Origin of the sequence: Paenibacillus mucilaginosus 3016, assembly GCF_000250655.1 — a bacterium.
GTDB lineage: Bacteria > Bacillota > Bacilli > Paenibacillales > NBRC-103111 > Paenibacillus_G > Paenibacillus_G mucilaginosus.
In genome coordinates, this window is sequence record NC_016935.1 from 5,418,582 (window position 1) to 5,440,258 (window position 21,677).

At 64.8% G+C, this 21,677-nt stretch carries 3 protein-coding genes; all 3 read right to left on the bottom strand.

The annotated features are described in order from the left end of the window. Positions 1-130: 130 nt before the first annotated feature. Positions 131-14,959, bottom strand: a complete 14,829-nt coding sequence (locus PM3016_RS22255; RefSeq protein WP_014371025.1) for a non-ribosomal peptide synthetase — start codon at positions 14,957-14,959, stop codon at positions 131-133. A 209-nt stretch (positions 14,960-15,168) separates the two neighbouring features. Then, positions 15,169-20,271, bottom strand: coding sequence for a non-ribosomal peptide synthetase (locus PM3016_RS36815; RefSeq protein ID WP_051044991.1), 5,103 nt, complete (start codon positions 20,269-20,271; stop codon positions 15,169-15,171). Next, positions 20,171-21,574 carry a condensation domain-containing protein gene (locus PM3016_RS36820; protein WP_051044993.1) on the bottom strand — a complete coding sequence of 468 codons (1,404 nt, stop codon included), beginning with the start codon at positions 21,572-21,574 and terminating at the stop codon, positions 20,171-20,173. Before PM3016_RS36820 ends, PM3016_RS36815 begins: the two co-directional genes overlap by 101 nt. Positions 21,575-21,677: the final 103 nt, after the last annotated feature.

The window sequence follows — 21,677 nt, forward strand, 5'->3', positions numbered from 1 at the left end:
TTCCTCACTCCCGTTCAGATGAGCTTAGCTTCCAGTGATCGTGGGAAAACATGAGGATGTGCCGCACCCCGGACGGGACGGCGGCACACCATGCCTATCGTAAACCGGCCCTGCGGATCAAGGCCTCATGTCAGAATGAAAAATCGATGGCTTCAATGCGCAGATCATCGACAGTCATCGCCATGGCCGGCCGGCCTCCTAGCTCCTCCAGCCTGCGCTGCGGCTCCCGGCCCGCTTCGTCCAGCAGGTTCAGCAGGTCCTGCACCAGCTTCTCGACCGCGCTGCGGCCAAAGAGCTTCACCGCGTATTCCGCCGAACCGTAAAGCTGGTCTCCCTTCATCGTGAGGGAAAGACTGAGGTCGAACTTGGCCACCTGATGCTCCTGCCCGTAAGGGATGAAGGTCAGATCCTGCCCGGCCCCAGCTTCGTCCCCGCGCGCTTCCGTCTGGGCTTCGGTCTTCACTTCCGTCTCCGTTTCCTCCGCATACACCAGCAGCGTATCGAAGAGCGGGTGGCGGGACGGGTCGCGTTCGAGCTCCAGCCGGTCCACCAGCTCGTCGAACGGATACCCCTGGTATTCGAAGGCCTGCAGCGCGTTCTCCTTGACCTCGGAGAGGTAGTCCAGGAACGTCAGCCCCCGGCGCGGATACTGCCGGAGCGCCACGGTGCCGACGAACATCCCGATGAGCGGTTCGAGCTCCGCGAGCTGCCTTCCCGCGGTCGGTGTGCCCACGATGATGTCCTCCTGCCCGCTGTACTTGGAGAGCAGCACGCTGTAGGCGGCAAGGAGCACCATGTACATCGTCGCCCCGCTGGCCTTGGCCAGCTCCCGCAGACGTCCGGTCACCTCCTGCTCCACCTCGAATTCATAGAGGGCTCCCTCGAAGCTGCGCACGGCAGGTCGCGGATACGCGATCGGCAGGTCCAGCACCGGCAGATCGCCGGCGAAGGTGTCGAGCCAATACCGCTCTTCCTGGCGGTACCGCTCGCTCTTGACAAACGCCTGCTGCCACACCGCGTAGTCCTTGTACTGAATCGTCAGCGGTGCCGGCGTACGGCCATCGTAGAACTGCGCCAGTTCGTCCATCATCACTTCGGAGGAAACCCCGTCCGAGATGATGTGGTGGGTATCGTACATCAGGATGTGGCGCCCCGGAGCCAGCTCGATCAGTCCGGCCCTCAGCAGCGGCGGCTCATCCAGCCGGAACGGCCTCACGAAGGCCCGCACCAGGGTGTCGGCGGCCGCTTCGTCCGCCTGCATGCATTCGAGCTCGAACGGCACCTCCCCGTACACCTTCTGCACCACTTCGCCGCTCCGCATCTCAAACCCGGTGCGGAGGGACTCATGGCGGGCGATCAGGCGGCGGAACGCTCCCTCCAGCCGTCCGCGGTCCAGCGGACCTTCCACCGTGAAGACGCCCGGCATGTTGTAGCTGAGCTCACCGCCTTCCAGATGCGCCAGGATAAACATCCGCTTCTGTGCGGACGTGACCGGATAGTACTCGCTCTCAGGCGCAGCCGGAATGGCGGCATACCCTGCCTCGTCCATACCGGAGAGCACCCGGGCGAGCGATTCCACGGTCGGCGATTGGAAAATCTCGCGCAGCGGCACGGTCCGTCCCAGCTCCTGGCGGATCTTCGCCGTGAGGGTCGTCGCCCGCAGCGAGTGGCCGCCGATCTCGAAGAAGTTGTCGGTGACGCCGACCTGCGGGAGCCGGAGCACGGCGGCCCAGATCTCCGCGAGCTTCGCCTCCAGCTGCGTGCGGGGTGCGGTGTATTCGCCCGTACTCTGCACGCTTGCTTCCGGAGCGGGCAGCCGCTTGCGGTCGACCTTCCCGCTGCCGCTGAGCGGCATCCGCTCGAGCTGCACGAAGTAGGTCGGCACCATGTAGCCCGGCAGCCGGGCCGACAAAGCCTCTCTCAGCGAGGCGGCAGTCAGCTCGCGGTCCGCTACATAGTAAGCGCAGAGCAGCTTCTGGCCGGTCTCATCCTCCCTCGCCGTCACGACCGCTTCCAGCACGCCTTCCGCGTCCAGCACCGCCGACTCGACCTCGCCGAGCTCGATACGGTAGCCCCGGATTTTGACCTGGTGGTCGATCCGGCCGAGGTACTCGATATTGCCGTCCGGCAGCCAGCGGGCGAGGTCGCCCGTGCGGTACATCCGGCCGCCCTCTGTGAACGGATCGGCGACGAACTTCTCGGCGTTCAGCTCCGGCCGGTTCAGGTAGCCCCTCGCCACCTGAACGCCGGCGATGCAGAGCTCGCCCGCCACGCCGACCGGCTGCAGCCGGGTCGTGCCTTCCTTCAGGATGTAGAGCTGCGTGTTCCAGACCGGACGGCCGATCGGCACCATCCCATAAGTCCCGTCCGGCTCGCAGTCGAAGTACGAGACGTCGACCGTCGCTTCCGTCGGACCGTACAGGTTGATGAGCCGCGCGCCGTGGAGCTTCGCAACGGCCGCCTGGAAGCGGGCCACGCTCTGGGGCGGCAGCGCTTCTCCGCTCGCGAACACCTGTCGGAGTGAAGCCAGCGTGCCGGCCAGCTCCTCCGGCGCAAGACCCTCCGCATACTCCAGGAACGTATGGAGCATCGCCGGCACGAAGTGCATCGTCGTGATGCCGTAACGCTCGATCGCCTCCAGAATCTGCGACGGGTTCTTCTCGCCGCCCGGCGTCAACAGGCATACCTTGGAGCCGACCATGCCCCACCAGAACAGCTCCCAGACGGAGACGTCGAAGGTGAATGCCGTTTTGTGCAGGATGGTGTCCTCTGGTCCGATCCCATACTTGTGATCCATCCACAATATCCGGTTGACGGCCGAATGGTGCTCGATCATGACACCCTTCGGTCTGCCGGTCGAGCCGGAGGTGTAGATCACATAAGCGATGTGATGCGGTCCGGCAGCCGGTACCAGGTTGTATTCGTCCTGGCCGTACACGGCCGGATCGTTCAGATTGACCGTCACGCCTCTGTACGGCTCAGGCACGGCCGTCAGGAACCTCTCCTGTGTCAGCAGAACAGCCGCATCCGAATCCTCGAGAATGTAACTGATGCGCTCCGCCGGATAATCCGGCGCCACCGGCACATAAGCGCCGCCGGCCTTCAGGACCGCGTAGATGCCGACGATCATCTCGATTGACCGTTCAGCCATGACGGCGGCTCTCGTGTCCGGACCGACGCCCGCGGATCGCAGCGTGCGGGCCAGCGCATTCGCGCGGGCATTGAGCTCGCCGTACGTCATCACGGTGTCCTCGAACAGCACTGCCGTACGCTCCGGCGTCCGTGCAGCCTGCTCTTCGAACAGGGAGATGATGGTCGCTTCCCGCGGGTACTCGGCCGCCGTATCGTTGAACGCGCCGAGAATCTGCGCACGTTCTGCGACAGTCACGAGATCCGCTTCGCCGAGGGTCACCTGCGGGTCCTGTGTGAGGCCGTCCAGCAGCTGCAGGAAGTGCTCCGCCAGACGTTCGATGCTCGCCCGCTTGTACAGCGCGGAGGCGAACTGGAAGCTGCACGCGAGACCCTCCGGTGTTTCGGCGGCCTCGAAGGTCAGGTCGAACTGCGCCGCCGCCTGTTCCCTCGGGTACGGCTTCAGGAGCAGACCCGGAAGCTCGTAGCCGCGGTCATCCGCGTTCTGCATCACAAACAGGGTATCGAACAGGGGGCTGCGGCTGAGATCGCGTTCCAGGTTCAGCCGGTCGACCAGATCCTCGAACGGATAATCCTGGTGTTCGAACGCCTGCAGCACCCCGTCTCTCACTTCCTTGAGGTAAGACCGGAACGTCTTGCCGGGGGCGGGCGTATGGCGCAGCGCCAGCGTGTTCACGAACATCCCGAGCACCGGCTCCAGATCCGCATGCGGCCGTCCGGCCACCGGGGTGCCGACCACGATGTCCTCCTGGCCCGTGTACTTGTGCAGGAGCACGGTATAGGCGGCGAGCAGCGTCATGAACAGCGTCGATCCGTTCGCGGCAGCCAGCTTCCGCAGCGCCTCGCTCCGTGCGGCGCCCAGTTCGAAGGCCACCGTCTCCCCCTCAGGGGCGCGTCCGGCCGGTCTCGGGTGATCGGTCGGCATCGCGAGCACCGGCAGCTCGCCCGAGAACCGGTCCAGCCAGAACGCTTCGTGCCCGCGCATCCGCTCGCTCTGAAGCTCCGCCTGCTGCCAGGCGGCGTAATCCTTGTACTGGATCCGCAGTGGAGAGAGCGCCTCCCCTTCGTACAGCCTCACGAACTCCTCGGTGAGCAGGCTCATCGAAGCGCCGTCGGAGACGATGTGATGCGTATCGAACAGGAGCAGGAACCGCTCCGGCGCCATCTCGACGAGTCCGACCCGCAGCAGCGGTGCCCGGGTGAGATCGAACGGCCGGACGAACCGGGCCGCAAGCTCGCCTGCCGTAATGTCGTCCGCCTGCCGGTACTCCACCTCGAACGGCACCTCGGCATGAATTCGCTGCACCGGCTCGCCTTCCGCAAGCTCGAAGCTTGTCCGCAGCGCTTCATGACGGGCGATCAGCTTCCGGAAGACTTCCTGCAGCCGGTCTTTGTCCAGCCTCCCCTCGACCGACATCATCGCCGGCATGTTGTAGGTGAGATGGTCGCCCTCCAGCTCATGGAGCACGTACATCCGCTGCTGTGCGGAGGACAGCGGGTACACCTCCGCCGCTTCGGCAGCCGGTATCGACACGTAAGCGGACTGCTCCCTGCCCGAGAGCACCTCGGCCAGCGCCTCGACGGTCGGCGCCCGGAAGACCTCCTTCAGCGGCACGTTCATGCCGAGCTCCTTGTGGAGCAGGGACACGAGGGCCGTTGCCTTCAGGGAATGACCTCCGAGTTCGAAAAAGCTCTCGTTCACGCCCACGCTGGAGACGCCGAGCACCTGCTGGTACATCTCGGCCAGCCGCGCCTCCATCCAGGTGCGGGGCGCGTGATAGTCGGCGCTGTGAAGCCCGCCCGCCTCCGGCGCCGGAAGCGCCTTGCGGTCGATCTTCCCGTTCGGTGTCAGCGGCATCGCCTCGAGCTGCATGAAGTGCGTCGGCACCATGTAGCCCGGCAGCTCGGCCGCCAGCAGGGCGCGCAGCTCGCTGACCCGCAGCAGCTCCTCCGCCACGAAGTAAGCGCAGAGCTCCTGCTGCCCGTGCCCGTCTTCCCTGGCGAGGACAATCGTCTCCTGCACGGAGGAGCTCTTCAGAAGCTGGGCCTCGATCTCGCCGAGCTCGATCCGGTAGCCGCGGATCTTGACCTGATGGTCGATCCGCCCGAGATACTCCAACCGGCCGTCCTCCATCCACCGGGCGAGGTCGCCCGTGCGGTACATCCGCTCGCCGCTGAAGCGGCTCACGACGAACTTCTCGTCCGTCAGCTCCGGACGGTCCAGATACCCGCGGGCCAGGCCCGCTCCCGCGACGCACAGCTCGCCCGCGACGCCGACAGGAGCCAGGTGGCCGAGCGGATCGATGACGTACACGTGCTGGTTCGGCATCGGGCGCCCGATGGACACGATGCCCTTGTCCGCATCCGGGTCTTCCGACACCGGCCAGATCGTGGTTGCGATCGAGTTCTCGGTCGGACCGTAGCCGTTGTAGTAGGCGAGGCGGTCCTTCCACTTGCCGACGAGCTCGACGGACGAAGCGGAGCCGGCCGTGAAGAGAATGCGGAGCGCCGGCATCGTGTCCGGCTCAAGGTACACCGCATAGGTTGGCGGCAGAGCTGCCATCGTGATCCCGTTCTCCTGCATGTACTGCTCGAAGAGGCGGTAGTTGAGGATCGTGGACGACGCGGGCACATACAAGGCCGCCCCCGTGAACAGCGCGCCGTAGATCTCCCAGCAGGCTGCATCAAATGACAGCGAAGCGAACTGGACGATCTTATCCTGCGCTCCCAGCTTCAGCACCTGATCAAAATACACCTTGAGGTTCGTCAGGCCGTGATGCTCGACCATGACGCCCTTCGGCTTCCCGGTCGTACCCGAAGTATAGATCACGTAAGCGAGGTCGTCGGCCCCCCCGAGCGGCTCCAGGTTCGATTCGTCTTCGTGATACGTCCCTTCCTCATCCAGCAGCAGGACGGTCCCGGCATCCGCCGCCTGCTCCTCCAGGCGGCTCTGCGTCAGCAGCACCTTCGTGCCCGAATCCTCGAGCATGTAGCGGATCCGCTCCTCGGGATATTCCGGATCGATCGGCACATACGCGCCGCCCGCCTTCAGGATGCCGAACAGTCCGACGAACATCTCGAGCGACCGTTCGGCCATCAGGCCGACCAGCGTTTCTCTGCCTACGCCGGCTTCGCGCAGCCTGCGTGCCAATCGGTTCGCCAGCCCGTTCAGCTCCCGGTACGTCAGCCGCTCGCCCTCGTAGACGACCGCCTCGGCCTCCGGCGTCAGTTCCGCCTGCTCCTCGAGCAGCCGGTGAATCGTCTTCTCCTTCGGCGAAGGGACCGCCGTGTCGTTGAAGGCGCCGAATATCGTTTCTTTTTCGGCCGGGGTAACGACCTCAAGCTCATTCACCTTCCGCTCCGCGTCCGCAACCACCTGACCCATGAGATGCTGGAGGTGGCCGCTGATCCGCTCCACCGCAGACGGATCGAACACGGATTCGTTATATTCGAAGCGGATGCGCAGCTGCTCGCCCGGTGTCACGATGAGGTTAAAATCATAGTTCGTCTGCTCGACCATGCCGGCGTTCACAATCCGGAAGTCGGACGCATCCCCGCTGCCGAGCTGCTCCACCTGCTCTTCCACCGGGAAGTTCTCGAACACCACGATATGACCGATGAGCTCCTGCTTCTGCTCGGTGAGCGCCTGAATCTCAAACAGCGGATGCGTCTCGTACGCATAACCGGCTGCCGCCGCTTCCTGGCTGCGCCGCAGCATCTCCGAGAACGTCTCCTCCCCGGAGCAGCGGATGCGTACGGGAATCGTGTTGATGAAGAGCCCGACCATGCTCTCGATGCCCGGAATCTCGGCCGGCCGGCCGGACACGACGCTGCCGAAGACGACATCGCCCGTGCCGTTGTACCGCTGGAGCAGCAGCCCCCACACCGTCTGCAGCAGCGTGTTCAGCGTGACGCCGTGGCGCTTGGCGAACCGGTCCATGCCGGCGGTCAGCTCCCGGCTGAAGTCGCAGTAGCGGCTGCGGAACGCTTCATCTTTCGTTTGATCCTGCACGCGCCCCTGGGGTCTTCCGGTCGGCAGCAGGGTCTGGGTCTCGTAGCCGGCCAAATAGCCTGCCCAGTAGCCCGACGCCTGCTCCTTGTCCTGCTCCTCGAGCCACTCGGCATACCGGCTGTACGGCGTGACCGGCGCGAGCTTCGGTTCCCGGCCTTCAAGGAGCGCTCCGTAATATTCGAACACTTCCTCCGTCACCAGCGAGAGGCACCAGCCGTCCATCAGGATATGATGGGTGCTCCAGATGAACCGGTACGACTCGTCGCCTGTCCTCAGGACGGTAACCCGCATCAGCGGATCGCGCGTCAGGTCGAAACCTCGCTCCTGGTCCTCCCGGGTAATCCGCCCAATCGCTTCCTGCTGTTCGGCGCCGCTCATTCCCCGCAGATCCACCCGGCGGAACAACCCCGTTTTGGAACGGAAAATCACCTGCAGCGGACGCTCTCTCCATCCGGTATACACATTCGAGCGGAAAATCTCATGGCGCCGCACCAGCGACTCCACGCTGAGCTCGAATTTGTCGAGATCGAAGTGTCCGAGGAGATCGAAGGTCGACTGCTCGAAGTAGGCGCCCGAGTTCGCATCCATCAGGGCGTGGAACAGCATCCCCTGCTGCATCGGCGTAAGTAGGTACGCATCCTCGACTTCGCCGATCTCCGCCGTGCTGCGGACAAGCTCCTCCAGCTCGGGGATGGTCATCCCGCGCAGCGTCAGGTCGCTCGGCGTCAGCTCCGCCGTCTGCCGGGCCGCGCAGTGGGCTAGAATCTCGGAGAGGCAGCGCTGCAGCTCCCCGGCCAGCCCCTCGATCGTCTCCTGACGGTACTGCCCCCTGCTGTAGCTGAGCGTCAAGTACAAGCTGCCGCCGGAGGTCAGCCCGTTGATCTCGAGCGGATACGTACGGGCCGCGCGCGGCGAGATTTCCCGTCCTGCCCCATAGGGGGAGACGGAGAACGCCCCGCTCTCCAGCTCTTCGTCGAACTGGCCGAGGTAGTTGAACGCGATCTCGGGCTCCGGCTGGAAGGCGTCAGAGGAACGACCGGCCTCCGACAAGTACCGCCAGATCCCGTAGCCGATGCCCTTGCCCGGGACGCCCCGCAGCGTCTCCTTGACTTCCTTGATGCGCTGCCCGGTCTCCGCGTCCGCGGGCATCTCCAGCGCGACCGGATATTGGCTCGTGAACCAGCCTACGGTCCGCGAGATATCGAGGTCCGGCAGGATCGCTTCCCGCCCGTGGCCTTCGAGGGTGACCCAGATCCGCTCCAGTCCGCTCCAGCGGTGGACCGCCATCCCGAGCGCCGTCAGCAGCAGATCGTTGATCTCCGTCCCATAGGCATGGTGCGCCCCTTTCAGGAGTAGCTCCGTCTCCTCCGGCGTCCACTGCACGGTCACCTTCTCATTGTCCCCGTGCTGCGGATCCGGCTGTACCGCATCCTTCGGAAGGGGTGCGCGCTCAAGCTGCTCCAGCTCCTGCCAGTAGGCATGCTCGCGGGCGGCGGCCGGGGAATCCGCGTACTGCATCAGCCCTTCGGCCCAAGTGCGGAACGCATCCGTCTTGGCCGGCAGCCGGACGGCCTCGCCGCCTGCCGCCTGCCCGTAAGCCTCGGTCAGATCCTCGAAGAGGATACGCCACGACACGCCGTCGACGACCAGATGATGAACCGCGATGAGCAGATGATCCCCGTCGGGGCAGCGGAACAATCCCAGCTTGAAGAGCGGCCCATTCTCCAGATCGATGGACGCCTGCACGCGCTCCGCTTCCGCTTCGACGCGGGCAGCCAGGTCCTCCGACGCCTCGAACGATACGACCTCAAGGCTGAACAGCTCGCCTTCGGCGGTGCTGCGGTTCCAGGCTGCAGTTCCATCCCCGGCTTCACGGTAGATAGTCCGCAGCGTATCGTGATGCACCGCGATCGCGGCGGCCGCCCGGCGGAGCGCTTCTTCGTCGAAGCCTTCCGGCCGGTACAGCATGACGGCCTGGTTGTGGTGGTGCGCATCCGCATACCGCTGCTCGAAGAACCAGCGCTGGATCGGCGTCAGCGGCACCTCTCCGCTCACTTCCCCTTGATCGGCCATCCGCGCCAGCGGCCGGATCAGCGGGCTGAGTGCCGCCGCCGTCGGATGCTGGAACAGATCCTTCATCTCCAGCCGGTAGCCGGCCTGGTACAGCCGCGAAGACACCTGCAGCGCCTTGATCGAATCACCGCCGAGCTCGAAGAAGCTGTCATGGATGCCGACCGGCCCGCCGCCCAGCAGCCCCTGCCAGATGGAGACGAGCGTCTCCTCCACGGCATTGCGGGGAGCGGCGTAGGCGTTCTGCGGGACTGCGGAGCCCGCTTCGGGCACAGGGAGCGCCTTGCGGTCGATTTTGCCGTTCGGGGTGAGGGGCAGGCGATCCAGCCGCAGGAAGCGCGACGGCACCATGTGGGACGGCAGCGTCTGCTGCAGTTCCCGCTGCAGAGCGCCGAGATCCAGTCCCTCGTCTCCTGCCGCGTAGCCGCAGAGATACTTCTGCCCGCGCTCGTCCGTCCGGTCGATCACGACCGCCTGGCGAACGCCCGGGTACCGGAGCATTGCCGTTTCGATCTCGCCGAGCTCGATGCGGTAGCCGCGGATCTTCACCTGGTGGTCGATCCGCCCGATGAAATCGACATGCCCGTCCGCCATCCAGCGCGCCAGGTCGCCGCTGCGGTACATCCGCTCGCCCGGGCAGAACGGGTTCTCCACGAACTTCTCGGCGGTGAGGTCCGGACGGTTCAGGTAGCCGCGGGCCACACCCGGTCCGCCGATGCACAGCTCTCCCGCCACACCGACCGGCACCGGCTTCAGGCCGCTGTCGACGATGTAAAAGCGGGCGTTCAGGTACGCCCGGCCGATCGGCACATTCCCCGACGCCGGCAGCTTCTCGAGCGGCTCGTCATAGAAGCTGGAGTCGATCGCCGCTTCGGTAACGCCGTACGCATTGATGATGCGGACCTGCCCGCCGAACCTCATCTGCAGGTTGCGGTAATCCCGCACCCCGCATGCGTCTGAAGAGGTGATGAGCAGCTGCAGCGAAGAGACGTCGTGACCGCCGGCCGCCGCATGCTCCATGAACGGGATGATGAGCGCGGGCGTCGACTCGAACATGGTAATCCGCCGGTCGCGGATCCAGCCGTACAGCCGCTCGGGATCGATGCGGTCCTCCTTCGGGCAGATGAACATCGTACCGCCGTTCAGCAGGGTCCTTGCAATATCGCCGGTGAACACGTCGAACGAAAAGCTCGCGAGCTGCAGCAGCCGTACCGGGAACTCGGTCAGCCGGTATTCCCGGCGGTAAGCCAGGGCCGTATTGACCAGGCTGCGGTGCTCGATCATGACGCCCTTCGGGCGGCCCGTCGTGCCGGACGTATAGATGACGTAAGCCAGGTCCTGAGGCTCGTTGATGTTCCCCACGCGCAGTGCTTCGCCGCCGCTCTCGTACACCGACTCGTCATCCAGGTGCAGCACATGCCGCAGGCCTTCCCCTGCCGCTTCGGCTTCCGCAAAAGGACCGGACAGGCCGGACTGCGTCAGCAGCACCTCCGCTCCGCTGTCCTCGAGCATGTAGGCGATGCGCTCCGCCGGATAGTCCGGATCGAGCGGCACGTAAGCCCCGCCGGCCTTCCAGATGGCCAGCACCGCGACCAGCAGATCCACGCTGCGCTCCGCCAGGATGCCGACGAGCTTCTCACGGCCGACGCCGAGCTTCCGGAGCCTGGCGGCCAGCGCCCCCGCTCTCTGATCCAGCTCGCGGTACGTCAGTGTGCGGTCCCGGTCACCGACGGCCGGGTGGTCCGGTGTCAGCTGTGCCTGCCGCTCGAAGTGGAGATGGAACGGCTCCGCCAGATCGGCCTGCGGAACCGCCGGATTGAATTCGTCCAGCAGCTGGCTGCGCTCGTACTCCGTCACCATCCCCAGCTCGGAGAGCTTCGACTCCGGATCGCGGACGGCCGACTCGACGAGCTGCACCAGGTGGCAGGCCATGCGTTCCACCGTCTCAGGACGGAACAGGGACGCCGCATATTCGAAGGAGCAGCGCAGCTCCCCGCCGTCTTCGGCTTCCATGGCCTCCAGCGAGAGATCGAACTTCGACGTCTTGTGCTCGCCCGGGTAAGGCGTGAAGCGGAGCCCTTCCAGCTGCGGCTCCGGCCCGGCGGCATGCTTGAGCTCGAACATCGTATCGAACAGCGGCGAACGGCTGAGGTCTCGCTTCAGCTGCAGCTTCTCCACGAGGGCCTCGAACGGATACTCGCCGTGCTCGAAGGCGGCGAGCGCCCCTTCCTTCACCTCGCCGAGATACCCGAGGAACGTCTTCTCCGAGGCCGGTGCCTGGCGGATCGCCAGCGTGTTCACGAACATCCCGATGATCGGCTCGAGCTCGGTCTGGCCCCGGCCTGCCACCGGCACGCCGACCACGACGTCCTCCTGGCCGGTGTATTTGTGCAGCAGCGCCGTATAAGCGGCCAGGAGCACCATGAACAGGGTCGACCCCGATCTTGCGGCGAGCTGCTTCAGCCCGGATACGGCCTCACTCCCGATCCGGAATTCGATCCGGCCTCCCTCGAAGCTCTGGACGGCCGGACGGACGTAGTCCGCAGGCAGATCCAGCGTCGGAAGCTCGCCGCGGAACTGATCGAGCCAGAAGGCTTCCTGTTTGCGCAGGAGTTCGCTCTGCAGGCGGTCCTGCTCCCACACGGCGTAGTCCTTGTATTGGATGCGCAGCGGAGCAGGTGCCAGCCCTTGATAAAAGCGCGCGAACTCCTCGACGAGCACACTCAGCGACACTCCGTCGGAGATGATGTGGTGCATGTCGAACAGGAGCAGATGGCGCTCAGGCGTCAGCGTGATCAGGCCCACCCGCAGCAGCGGAGCCTCAGCCAGATCGAACGGACGGACGAACGCTTCGATCAGCCCTGCGGCCTCTTCCTCCGAGGCTTCCCATTCCTCGATCCGGAAAGGGACCTGGGAGTGCGGCACAATGCGCTGAACGGGCTCGCCCTGCACCATCTCGAAGCGGGTGCGCAGGGATTCGTGTCGGGAGATCAGCCCCTCGAACGCCTGCTGCAGTCTTGCGCGGTCCAGTGCGCCCTCGGCCAGGATGACGCCCGGCATGTTGTAGCCGGTCTCCCCGCCCTGCAGGTGGCTGAGCAGGTACAGCCTTTTCTGGGCCGAGGACAGCGGATAATAGTCCCTGGGCTCCGCAGCGGGGATCGCCGTGTAGGCGGCTTCCTCCATGGACTCGATCACTGCGGCGAGCGCCTCCACCGTCGGCGAGCGGAACATGTCCCGCAGCGCCAGGGGCCGGCCGAGCTCTTTGTGGACCCGCGCCACGACGGCCGCCGCCCTCAGCGAGTGCCCGCCGATGTCGAGGAAGTGGTCGGTGACGCCGACCTGCGGCAGCCCGAGCACCTCGGCCCAGATCGCGGCCAGCTTCGCTTCGAGCTCCGTGCGCGGGGCGACATAGGCCGAGGCGGACTGCACGCTGGCTTCCGGCGCAGGCAGCAGCTTCCGGTCGATCTTGCCGTTCGCGCTCAGCGGCATCCGCTCCAGCTGCACGAAGTATGTCGGCACCATGTAGCTTGGCAGCTGCGCGGTGAGAGCTTCCCGCAGTACGCCCGCGGCGAGCTCCCGGTCTGCGACATAGTAGGCGCAGAGCAGCTTCTGCCCGGTCTCGTCCTCCCGCGCCGTCACGACCGCTTCCAGCACGCCTTCCACGTCCAGCACCGCCGACTCGACTTCGCCGAGCTCGATCCGGTAGCCGCGGATTTTGACCTGGTGGTCGATCCGGCCGAGGTACTCGATGTTCCCGTCCGGCAGCCAGCGCGTCAGGTCCCCCGTGCGGTACATGCGGGCCCCCGGCACGAGAGGATCGGCGGCGAACTTCTCGGCGTTCAGCTCCGGCCGGTTCAGGTAGCCTCTGGCCACCTGGACGCCGGCGATGCAGAGCTCGCCCGCCACGCCGACCGGCTGCAGCTGGGTCGTGCCTTCCTTCATCACGTACAGCCGCGTGTTCCAGACCGGCCGGCCGATCGGCACCATCGCGTACGGCTGGTCCGGTTCGCAGTCGAAGTACGACACGTCGACCGTCGCTTCCGTCGGGCCGTACAGGTTGATAAGCCGCGCGCCGCGCACCTTCGAGACGCTGGCCTGGAAACGCGCCACGTGCTGCGGCGGCAGGGCTTCCCCGCTGGCGAACACCTGCGTGAGCGATGCCAGCTTGCCCGCCAGCACCTCTGGCGCAAGCCCTTCGGCGTAGTCCAGGAACGTGTGCAGCATCGCCGGCACGAAGTGCATTGTCGTAATGCTGTAACGCTCGATGGCTTCCAGGATTTGCGCCGGGTTCTTCTCCCCGCCCGGTGTCAGCAGGCACACCTTGGAGCCGACCATCCCCCACCAGAACAGCTCCCAGACGGAGACGTCGAAGGTGAACGCCGTTTTTTGCAGGATGGTGTCGTCCGCGCCGATCGGGTACTTCTCATGCATCCACAGGATGCGGTTCACAGCCGACGTGTGCTCGATCAGCACGCCTTTCGGCTTGCCGGTCGAACCCGAGGTATAGATGACGTAGGCTGCATCCTGCGGGCCGGCTGCGGCCGGCACAAGGTTGGACTCTTCGCCGCTGTACACGTTCGGGTCGTTCAGGTTCACGACCACGCCGTCATACTCCTGAGGCACGCCTGACAGGAACCGCTCCTGCGTGAGCAGCACCTTCGAGCCCGAATCCTCGAGGATGTAGCGGATGCGCTCCTCCGGATAATCCGGGGCCACCGGCACGTAGGCTCCGCCGGCCTTCAGGATCGCGTAGATGCCCACAATCATCTCCAGCGACCGCTCGGTCATGACCGCCGCTCTCGCATCCGGTCCGATGCCGGCCGCCTGCAGCGTGCGGGCCAGCGCATTCGCGCGGGCGTTGAGCTCGCCGTACGTCAGCGACGCGTCTTCGAACAGCACCGCCGTGCGTTCCGGCGTCCGAGCCGCCTGCTCCTCGAACAGGGAGATAATCGTCGCCTCCTGCGGGTACTCGGCCACCGTGTCGTTGAATGCACCGAGGATCTGCCCGCGCTCCTCCTCCGACATCATTTCCAAGACGCCGAGCTCCTGCGACGGATTCCCCAGCGCTTCCGCCATCAGGGCATACAGATGCTTCGCCATCCGCACCACGGCCTCTTCTTCATAGAGCCCGCTGTGGTACACGATGTCCAGCTTCAGAGCTTCCTCCGTCTCCGTGAAGCGGAACTGAAGATCCGACACGATGGACTCCGACGCATCCGCCGGGTTCATCCGGTCGAACGAGACGAGCGTATGGAGCACAGGAGCGCCCTCCGGAGTGTACTCCACATCCAGCTCCCCGGCCATCGCCTGAAAAGCAACATTCTGGTTCGCCACCGCTTCGCGCACCGTCCCGCTCACCTGCCCGAGGAACGTTCGGAACGAAGCGGTGCCGTCAACCGGAAGCTTGTATAGAATTACGTCGTTCAGCTGGCGGCTGCCCGCTGTCCGGACGGCCGGGGCCGCGACGATGACGGTTTCTTCCTGCGTATAGCGGTGGAGCAGACAGGATACGGCCGCAACAAGCAGCGTATAGACTGCTGCCGGCGTTCCCTGGGTTACCGCACGGATGCGTTCGGAGACCGCCTGCGGCACCGTACTCTCGCTGGCTCCAATAGCTGCCGGCGTGAGGCTTCCCGCGCTTCTCCAATCGGCCTTGCTGTATGGCAGGCAGGTGATCCGCTGCCCCTTTTGAAATGCTCCGTTCCAGTAAGCTCTTGCCTTCTTCATGAGTATCCCACCCTATTCCCTTGGGGTTAACGATATCTGAGCTATGTATGGTGATGGCCTTAGGTCTGCAGCCAGGTTCTTCGCTTCTTAATAAAAGATAGCTCACAGCGTGCGCGCCCGGCAGGCGCACACGCTTGTGAGGAGCGGCAGGTTCCGCTCGTATGATGGGTAACCCACTATGGGTTGATGCTGCCGGCCTTCGGACCGGATTAGAAAAGGAACTCTGCGGCTTCCAGCGCTGTCCCGCCGGACAGCCCGATCTCTCCGAGCCGCACCTGCGGGTCCTGCGTCACCGCTTCAAGGACTTGGATGAAATCTTCCGCAAGCTTCGTGACCGTGCTTTCCCTGAAGAGCTTCACGGCGTATTCGAGCGAGCACTCCAGGGCTTCGGCCTCCTCTACGACATACAGGGACAGGTCGAACTTCGCGATATCATAGTCGCGGGCGAGCGGTTTGAAGATCAGGTTGTCGACGCGAACTTCTTCGTCCTCCCGGTTCTGCACCACAAGCAGGGTATCGAACAGCGGGCTCCGGCTGTGGTCGCGTGCGCCGCCGAGCTTCTCCACCAGCTCGTCGAACGGATAATCCTGATGCTCGAAGGCGCCAAGCGCTTCTTCTTTAACTTCCTCCAGATAGGCACGGAACGTCTTCCCTTCTTCCGGGAACTGGCGGAGGGCCAGCGTATTGACGAACATTCCGATGAGCGGCTCGACGTCCGCTGTCCGTCTTCCGGCAATCGGCGTCCCCACCACAATCTCTTCCTGCCCGCTGTGGTGCGAGAGCAGGACGGAGTAGGCAGCCAGCATCACCATGAAGAGCGTGGTGCCCGTCTCCTCGGCGAGCCTGCGCAGGGCGGCCGTCAGCTCTTCCCCGACCGGGAAGGAGAGACGCGCCCCTTCGAAGCTGCGCAGGGCAGGCCGCGGATAGTCGGTCGGCAGATCCAGCGCGGGCAGCTCGCCCGACAGGCGTTCGAGCCAATAAGCCTCCTGCCCGTCATAGACGCTGCGGCCGGTATCCTGCTGCCATACGGCGTAGTCCTTGTACTGGATGGACAGCGGCGGCAGCTCACGGCCCTGGTACAGCTCCGTGAATTCGCGGATGAGCGTGCCAAGCGACGCGCCGTCCGAGATGATATGGTGCATATCGAACTGCAGCAGGTGTTCCTCTTCCCCGAGACGGATCAGCTCCGCCCGCATCAGAGGCGCCTTCGTCAGGTCGAAGGGACGGACAAAACCGTCGATGCGTTCCTGCGCTTCGTCTTCCTGGGCTTCCGTCATGCTTACGCTGAATTCCACGGAAGGCTCGATCTTCTGCACCGGCTCGCCGTCCACCAGCGGGAAAGAGGTTCGCAGCGTTTCATGCCGGGCGATCAACTCGCGGAAGGCATTCTGTACACGCTCCGGATCCAGCGGACCGTCGATGCGCATCACGCTCGGCATGTTATAGCCGGTCTCCCCGCCTTCCATCTCGCTCAGGATATACAGCCGTTTCTGCGCGGAGGTCACCGGATAGTACTCGGCCGGTGCGGCGGCAGGGATGGACTGGTAGGTGCTGCGTCCGAGGCCTGCGATCACACGGGCCATCGCCTCGACCGTCGGATGCTGGAACACCTCCTTGAGCGGCAGCTCGACCTCCAGCGTCCGGTGAATCCTCGACACCAGGGTGGTCGCACGCAGCGAGTGCCCGCCGATCTCGAAGAAGTTGTCGGTGACGCCGACCTGCGGGAGCCGGAGCACGGCGGCCCAGATCTCCGCGAGCTTCGCCTCCAGCTGCGTGCGGGGTGCGGTGTATTCGCCCGTACTCTGCACGCTTGCTTCCGGAGCGGGCAGCCGCTTGCGGTCGACCTTCCCGCTGCCGCTGAGCGGCATCCGCTCGAGCTGCATGAAGTGCGTCGGCACCATGTAGCCCGGCAGCTCGGCCGCCAGCAGGGCGCGCAGCTCGCTGACCCGCAGCAGCTCCTCCGCCACGAAGTAAGCGCAGAGCTCCTGCTGCCCGTGCCCGTCTTCCCTGGCGAGGACAATCGTCTCCTGCACGGAGGCCGCCTTCAGAATCTGGGCCTCGACTTCACCGAGCTCGATCCGGTAACCGCGGATTTTGACCTGATGGTCGATTCGCCCGAGATACTCGAGCTTGCCGTCCGGCATCCACCGGGCGAGGTCGCCCGTGCGGTACATCCGCTCCCCGCTGAAGCGGCTTATGACGAACTTCTCGTCCGTCAGCTCCGGCCGGTCCAGATAGCCGCGGGCCAGTCCCGCTCCCGCGACGCACAGCTCGCCTGCGACACCGACTGGCGCCAGGTGGCCGTGCGGATCGATGACGTACACGTGCTGGTTCGGCATCGGGCGTCCGATGGACACGATGCCCTTGTCCGCATCCGGGTCCTCCGACACCGGCCAGATCGTGGTCGCGATCGAGTTCTCGGTCGGGCCGTAGCCGTTGTAGTACGCCACCCGGTCCTTCCACTTACCGACGAGCTCCACCGATGATGCGGAGCCTGCGGTGAAGAGAATCCGGAGCGCCGGCATCGTGTCCGGCTCAAGATACACCGCGTAGGTCGGCGGAAGGGCCGCCATCGTGATCCCGTTCTCCTGCATGTACTGCTCGAAGAGACGGTAGTTCATGATGGTGGAAGACGTCGGTACGTACAGCGCCGCACCGGTGAAGAGGGCGCCGTAGATTTCCCAGCACGCCGCGTCGAACGACAGCGAGGCGAACTGGACGATCCGGTCCTGCGTCCCCAGCTTCAGCACCTCGTCAAAATACACCTTGAGGTTCGTCAGGCCGTGATGCTCGACCATGACGCCTTTCGGCTTGCCCGTCGTACCGGACGTGTAGATGACATACGCCAGGTCGTCCGCCCCGCAGACCGCTTCCAGGTTCGATCCGTCTTCGTGGTACAGATCGGCGTCTTCCAGCAGAAGCACGGTCTCCGCTCCTGCCGCCTGCTCGATCAGGCTGCGCTGCGTCAGCATCAGCTTTGTGCCCGAGTCCTCCAGCATGTAGCGGATGCGCTCCGCCGGATACTCCGGATCGATCGGCACATACGCCCCGCCGGCCTTCAGGATGCCGAAGAGTCCGATGAACATCTCGAGCGACCGCTCGGACATCAGACCGACGAGCGTGTCGCGTCCGACGCCCGCTTCACGCAGGGTGCGCGCCAGCCGGTTCGCCCGGTCGTTCAGCTCCCGGTACGTCAGCCGTTCGCTTTCGAAGACCAGAGCTTCCGCCTCCGGTGTCCGTTCCGCCTGCTCCTCGAGCAGCCGGTGGATCGTCTTGTCCTTCGGCGAATCGGCGGCCGTGTCGTTGAAGGAGACGAAGAGCTGCTCTTTCTCACCCGGAGTTACGATCTCGAGTGCGCCTACCTGCATGTCCGGCTGTGCCGCCACCTGCTCCATCAGGTGAACGAGATGGCCGATGATCCGCTCGACCCCTTGAGGCTCAAATGCATGCTCGTTGTATCCCACGATCAGCTTCATGGATTCGCCCGGCAGCACGACCAGGTTGAAATCGTAATTCGTCTGCTCGACCGACTCCACGCCCGTCATCGTGAAAGGTACCGCTCCGCCGCTGGCCAGCTCCTCGATCTGCTCCTCCACCGGATAGTTCTCGAAAATGAGGATGTGCGAGATCAGGTCCTGCTTCTGCTCGGTCAGCGCCTGGATGTCATAGAGCGGGAACGTATCGTAAGCGTGGGAGCGGATCGCCCCTTCCTGGTTGTGCCGGAGCGCTTCGGCAAAGGTCAGTCCTTCCGTGCTGCGGATCCGGACCGGAATCGTGTTGATGAAGAGGCCGATGATGCTCTCCACATTCGGAATCTCCGCCGGTCTTCCGGACACGACGCTGCCGAAGACGACGTCATCGCTGCCGTTATAGCGCTGGAGCAGCACGCCCCATACCGTCTGCATCAGGGTGTTGATCGTCACCTGATGCTTCCGCGCGATCCGGTGCAGGCTGCCGGTCAGCGACGAGCCAAGCTCCAGCTCGAACCGTCCTGCGGCATAGCCCTCCTTGCGGCCCTGCGCCGGTGTACCCGGCAGCAGCGTCATGCCTTCATATCCAGCGAGACACTCGCTCCAGTACGCGGCCGCTTCGCCTTTGTCCCGGGCCTCCAGCCATTCGATATACCGGCTGTACGGCGTCACCGGCGGAAGCTCCGGCTGCCGGTTCTGCAGCTTGGCGAAATACGTGCCGAATACTTCCGTCGCGACAAGCGACAGGCACCAGCCGTCCATGATGATATGATGGAACGTCCAGATGAAACGGTAGAGGTCGTCTCCTGTCTGCAGCACCGACAGGCGCAGCAGCGGGTCGGCCGCGAGATCGAAGCCCCGTGCCTTATCCTTGGCGGTGAACGCAGCCACATAGGCTTCGCGCTCTTCCGCGCAGAGTCCGCGCAAATCCTCAACCTCTACCCGCGCGGCACGATTTCTGAACACAGCCTGCACAGCCTGCTCTCCATACCCGGTCAGGAAGTTCGTCCGCAGCGCTTCGTGACGCTGGACGAGCTCGTTCATGCAGGCGGTGAACAGGTCGAGTCGGAATTCGCCCTGCAGATCGAAGGAGGACTGCTCGAGATACGCTCCCGAGCGGGAGTCCATCAGGCTGTGGAACAGCATGCCCATCTGCATCGGCGACAAAGCATACACGTTCTCCAGCTCGCCGGACGCAGCCGTATCACGCGCCAGGCGGTCCAGCTGCTCAGCGGTCATCCCCTTGAGGGACAGGTCGCTAGGCGTCAGCTCCGTCCGCTCCTGTGCCGCGCAGTGGGTAATCACGGCCTGCAGCGCGCCCTGCAGCTTGGAAGCGAGCCGCTCTATGGCTGCTCTGCGGTACTGCTTGCCGCTGTAGCGGATCGTCACCTGCAGGCGGCCGTCCGTCACCATGCCGTTGATATCCAGAGTATAGCGCGGCGCGGCCTGCGGACTCGAGGATTCTCCGCCGCCGTACGGCGAGAAGCGGATGCCGCTCTCCTGGACGTCCTGATCCAGCTGGCCGAGGTAGTTGAACGAAATCTCCGGCTCGGAACGCAGCTGCAGTGCAGGGTCTTCCCCTGCCGTCAGGTACCTTAGGATACCGTAGCCGATCCCCTTGTTCGGAATGCGGCGCAGCGACTCCTTCGTCATCTTGATGTGCTCTGCCAGCGTCCTGCCGGACTCCGCATGCAGCACCACCGGATAAATGCTGGTGAACCAGCCGACGGTACGCGTGATGTCAAGCTCGTACCCGATGTCTTCGCGGCCGTGGCCTTCGAGCGCCACCTGCACCTGCTCGAGTCCGCTCCAGCGCTGAAGGGCCAGCGCCGAGAGCCGCAAGCAGCAGGTCGTTCACTTCCGTGCCGTAAGCACGGTTCGCCTGGCGGAGCAGCAGCTGCGTCTCTTCGGCGGTCCATTCGGCCGTGACGACTTCGCTGTCCGCGGCGCTGGCGGCTTCATGAAGATGGTCAGTGCCAATTTCGGTGGAAGCTTCGACTCCCGGATCCTTCGGAAGACGAACGCCGCCGGCCTGGTCCACTTCCAGCCAATAACCCAATTCCGCTTGGAGCGCTGCGCTTCCCGCATATTCGTTCAGCCGCTGCGCCCACTCCCGGAACGAGTCCGTCTTGTACGGCAGCTCGGCGGCCTTGCCCTGAAGGGCCTGCTCATAGGCGCTCGAGAAATCCTCGAAGAGGATGCGCCAGGAGACGACGTCCACAGCCAGGTGATGAATCGCGATCAGCAGGTGGTCGCCGTCCTCGCAGCGGAAGAGGCCGAGCTTCACGAGCGGTCCTTCCTCAAGCGACATGGAGCCCTGAATCGCCGTAGCTTCCGATTCGAGCACCGTGCCGGGATCGGCAAGGCCCCGCAGGTCGAAGGCTTCGAAGCCGAAGAGCTCGCCTTCCTCCCTGCTCCGGAATCTCGCCGCATAACCGGACTCCGTCCGCGGGAACACAAGACGCAGGGCGTCGTGGTGGATCACCAGCTGCTCCATCGCCCGGCACAGGGCCGCTTCGTCGAACCCTTCCGGACGGTAGAGCATCACGGATTGGTTGAAGTGATGCGGCTCCGCCTGCCCGCGGTCCAGGAACCAGCGCTGTACCGGCGTCAGCAGGGCGTCACCGGTCACTTCCCGCTGGTCGGCCACCCGTGTGACATTCCGGACGTGCGGACTGAGCGCCGCGATCGTCGGATACCGGAACAGGTCTTTCATCTCCACCTTGTAGCCGCTGCGGAACATTCTTGAGGTGACCTGGATCGACTTGATGGAGTCGCCTCCGAGATCGAAGAAGCTGTCGTGAATGCCCACCGCGCGAACGCCGAGCACGGACTGCCAAACTGCGGCCAGCTCGCGCTCCACCGCCGTCCGCGGAGCCGTATACACGGCCCCGGAGCCGAAGCCGGCTTCAGGGACAGGCAGCTCCTTGCGGTCAATTTTGCCGTTGGCACTGAGCGGCATCCGCTCCAGCTGCATGAAGTAAGCCGGCACCATGTAGCTCGGCAGCTGTGCGGAGAGAACCTCCCGGAGCTCGCCGGCTGCGAGCTCCCGGTCTGCGACGTAGTAGGCGCAGAGCTGCTTCTGGCCGCTCTGGTCCTCCCTCGCCGTCACGACCGCTTCCAGCACGGCTTCCACATCCAGCACCGCCGACTCGACTTCGCCGAGCTCGATGCGGTAGCCGCGGATTTTGACCTGGTGATCGATCCGTCCGAGATATTCGATGTTCCCGTCCGGCAGCCAGCGCGTC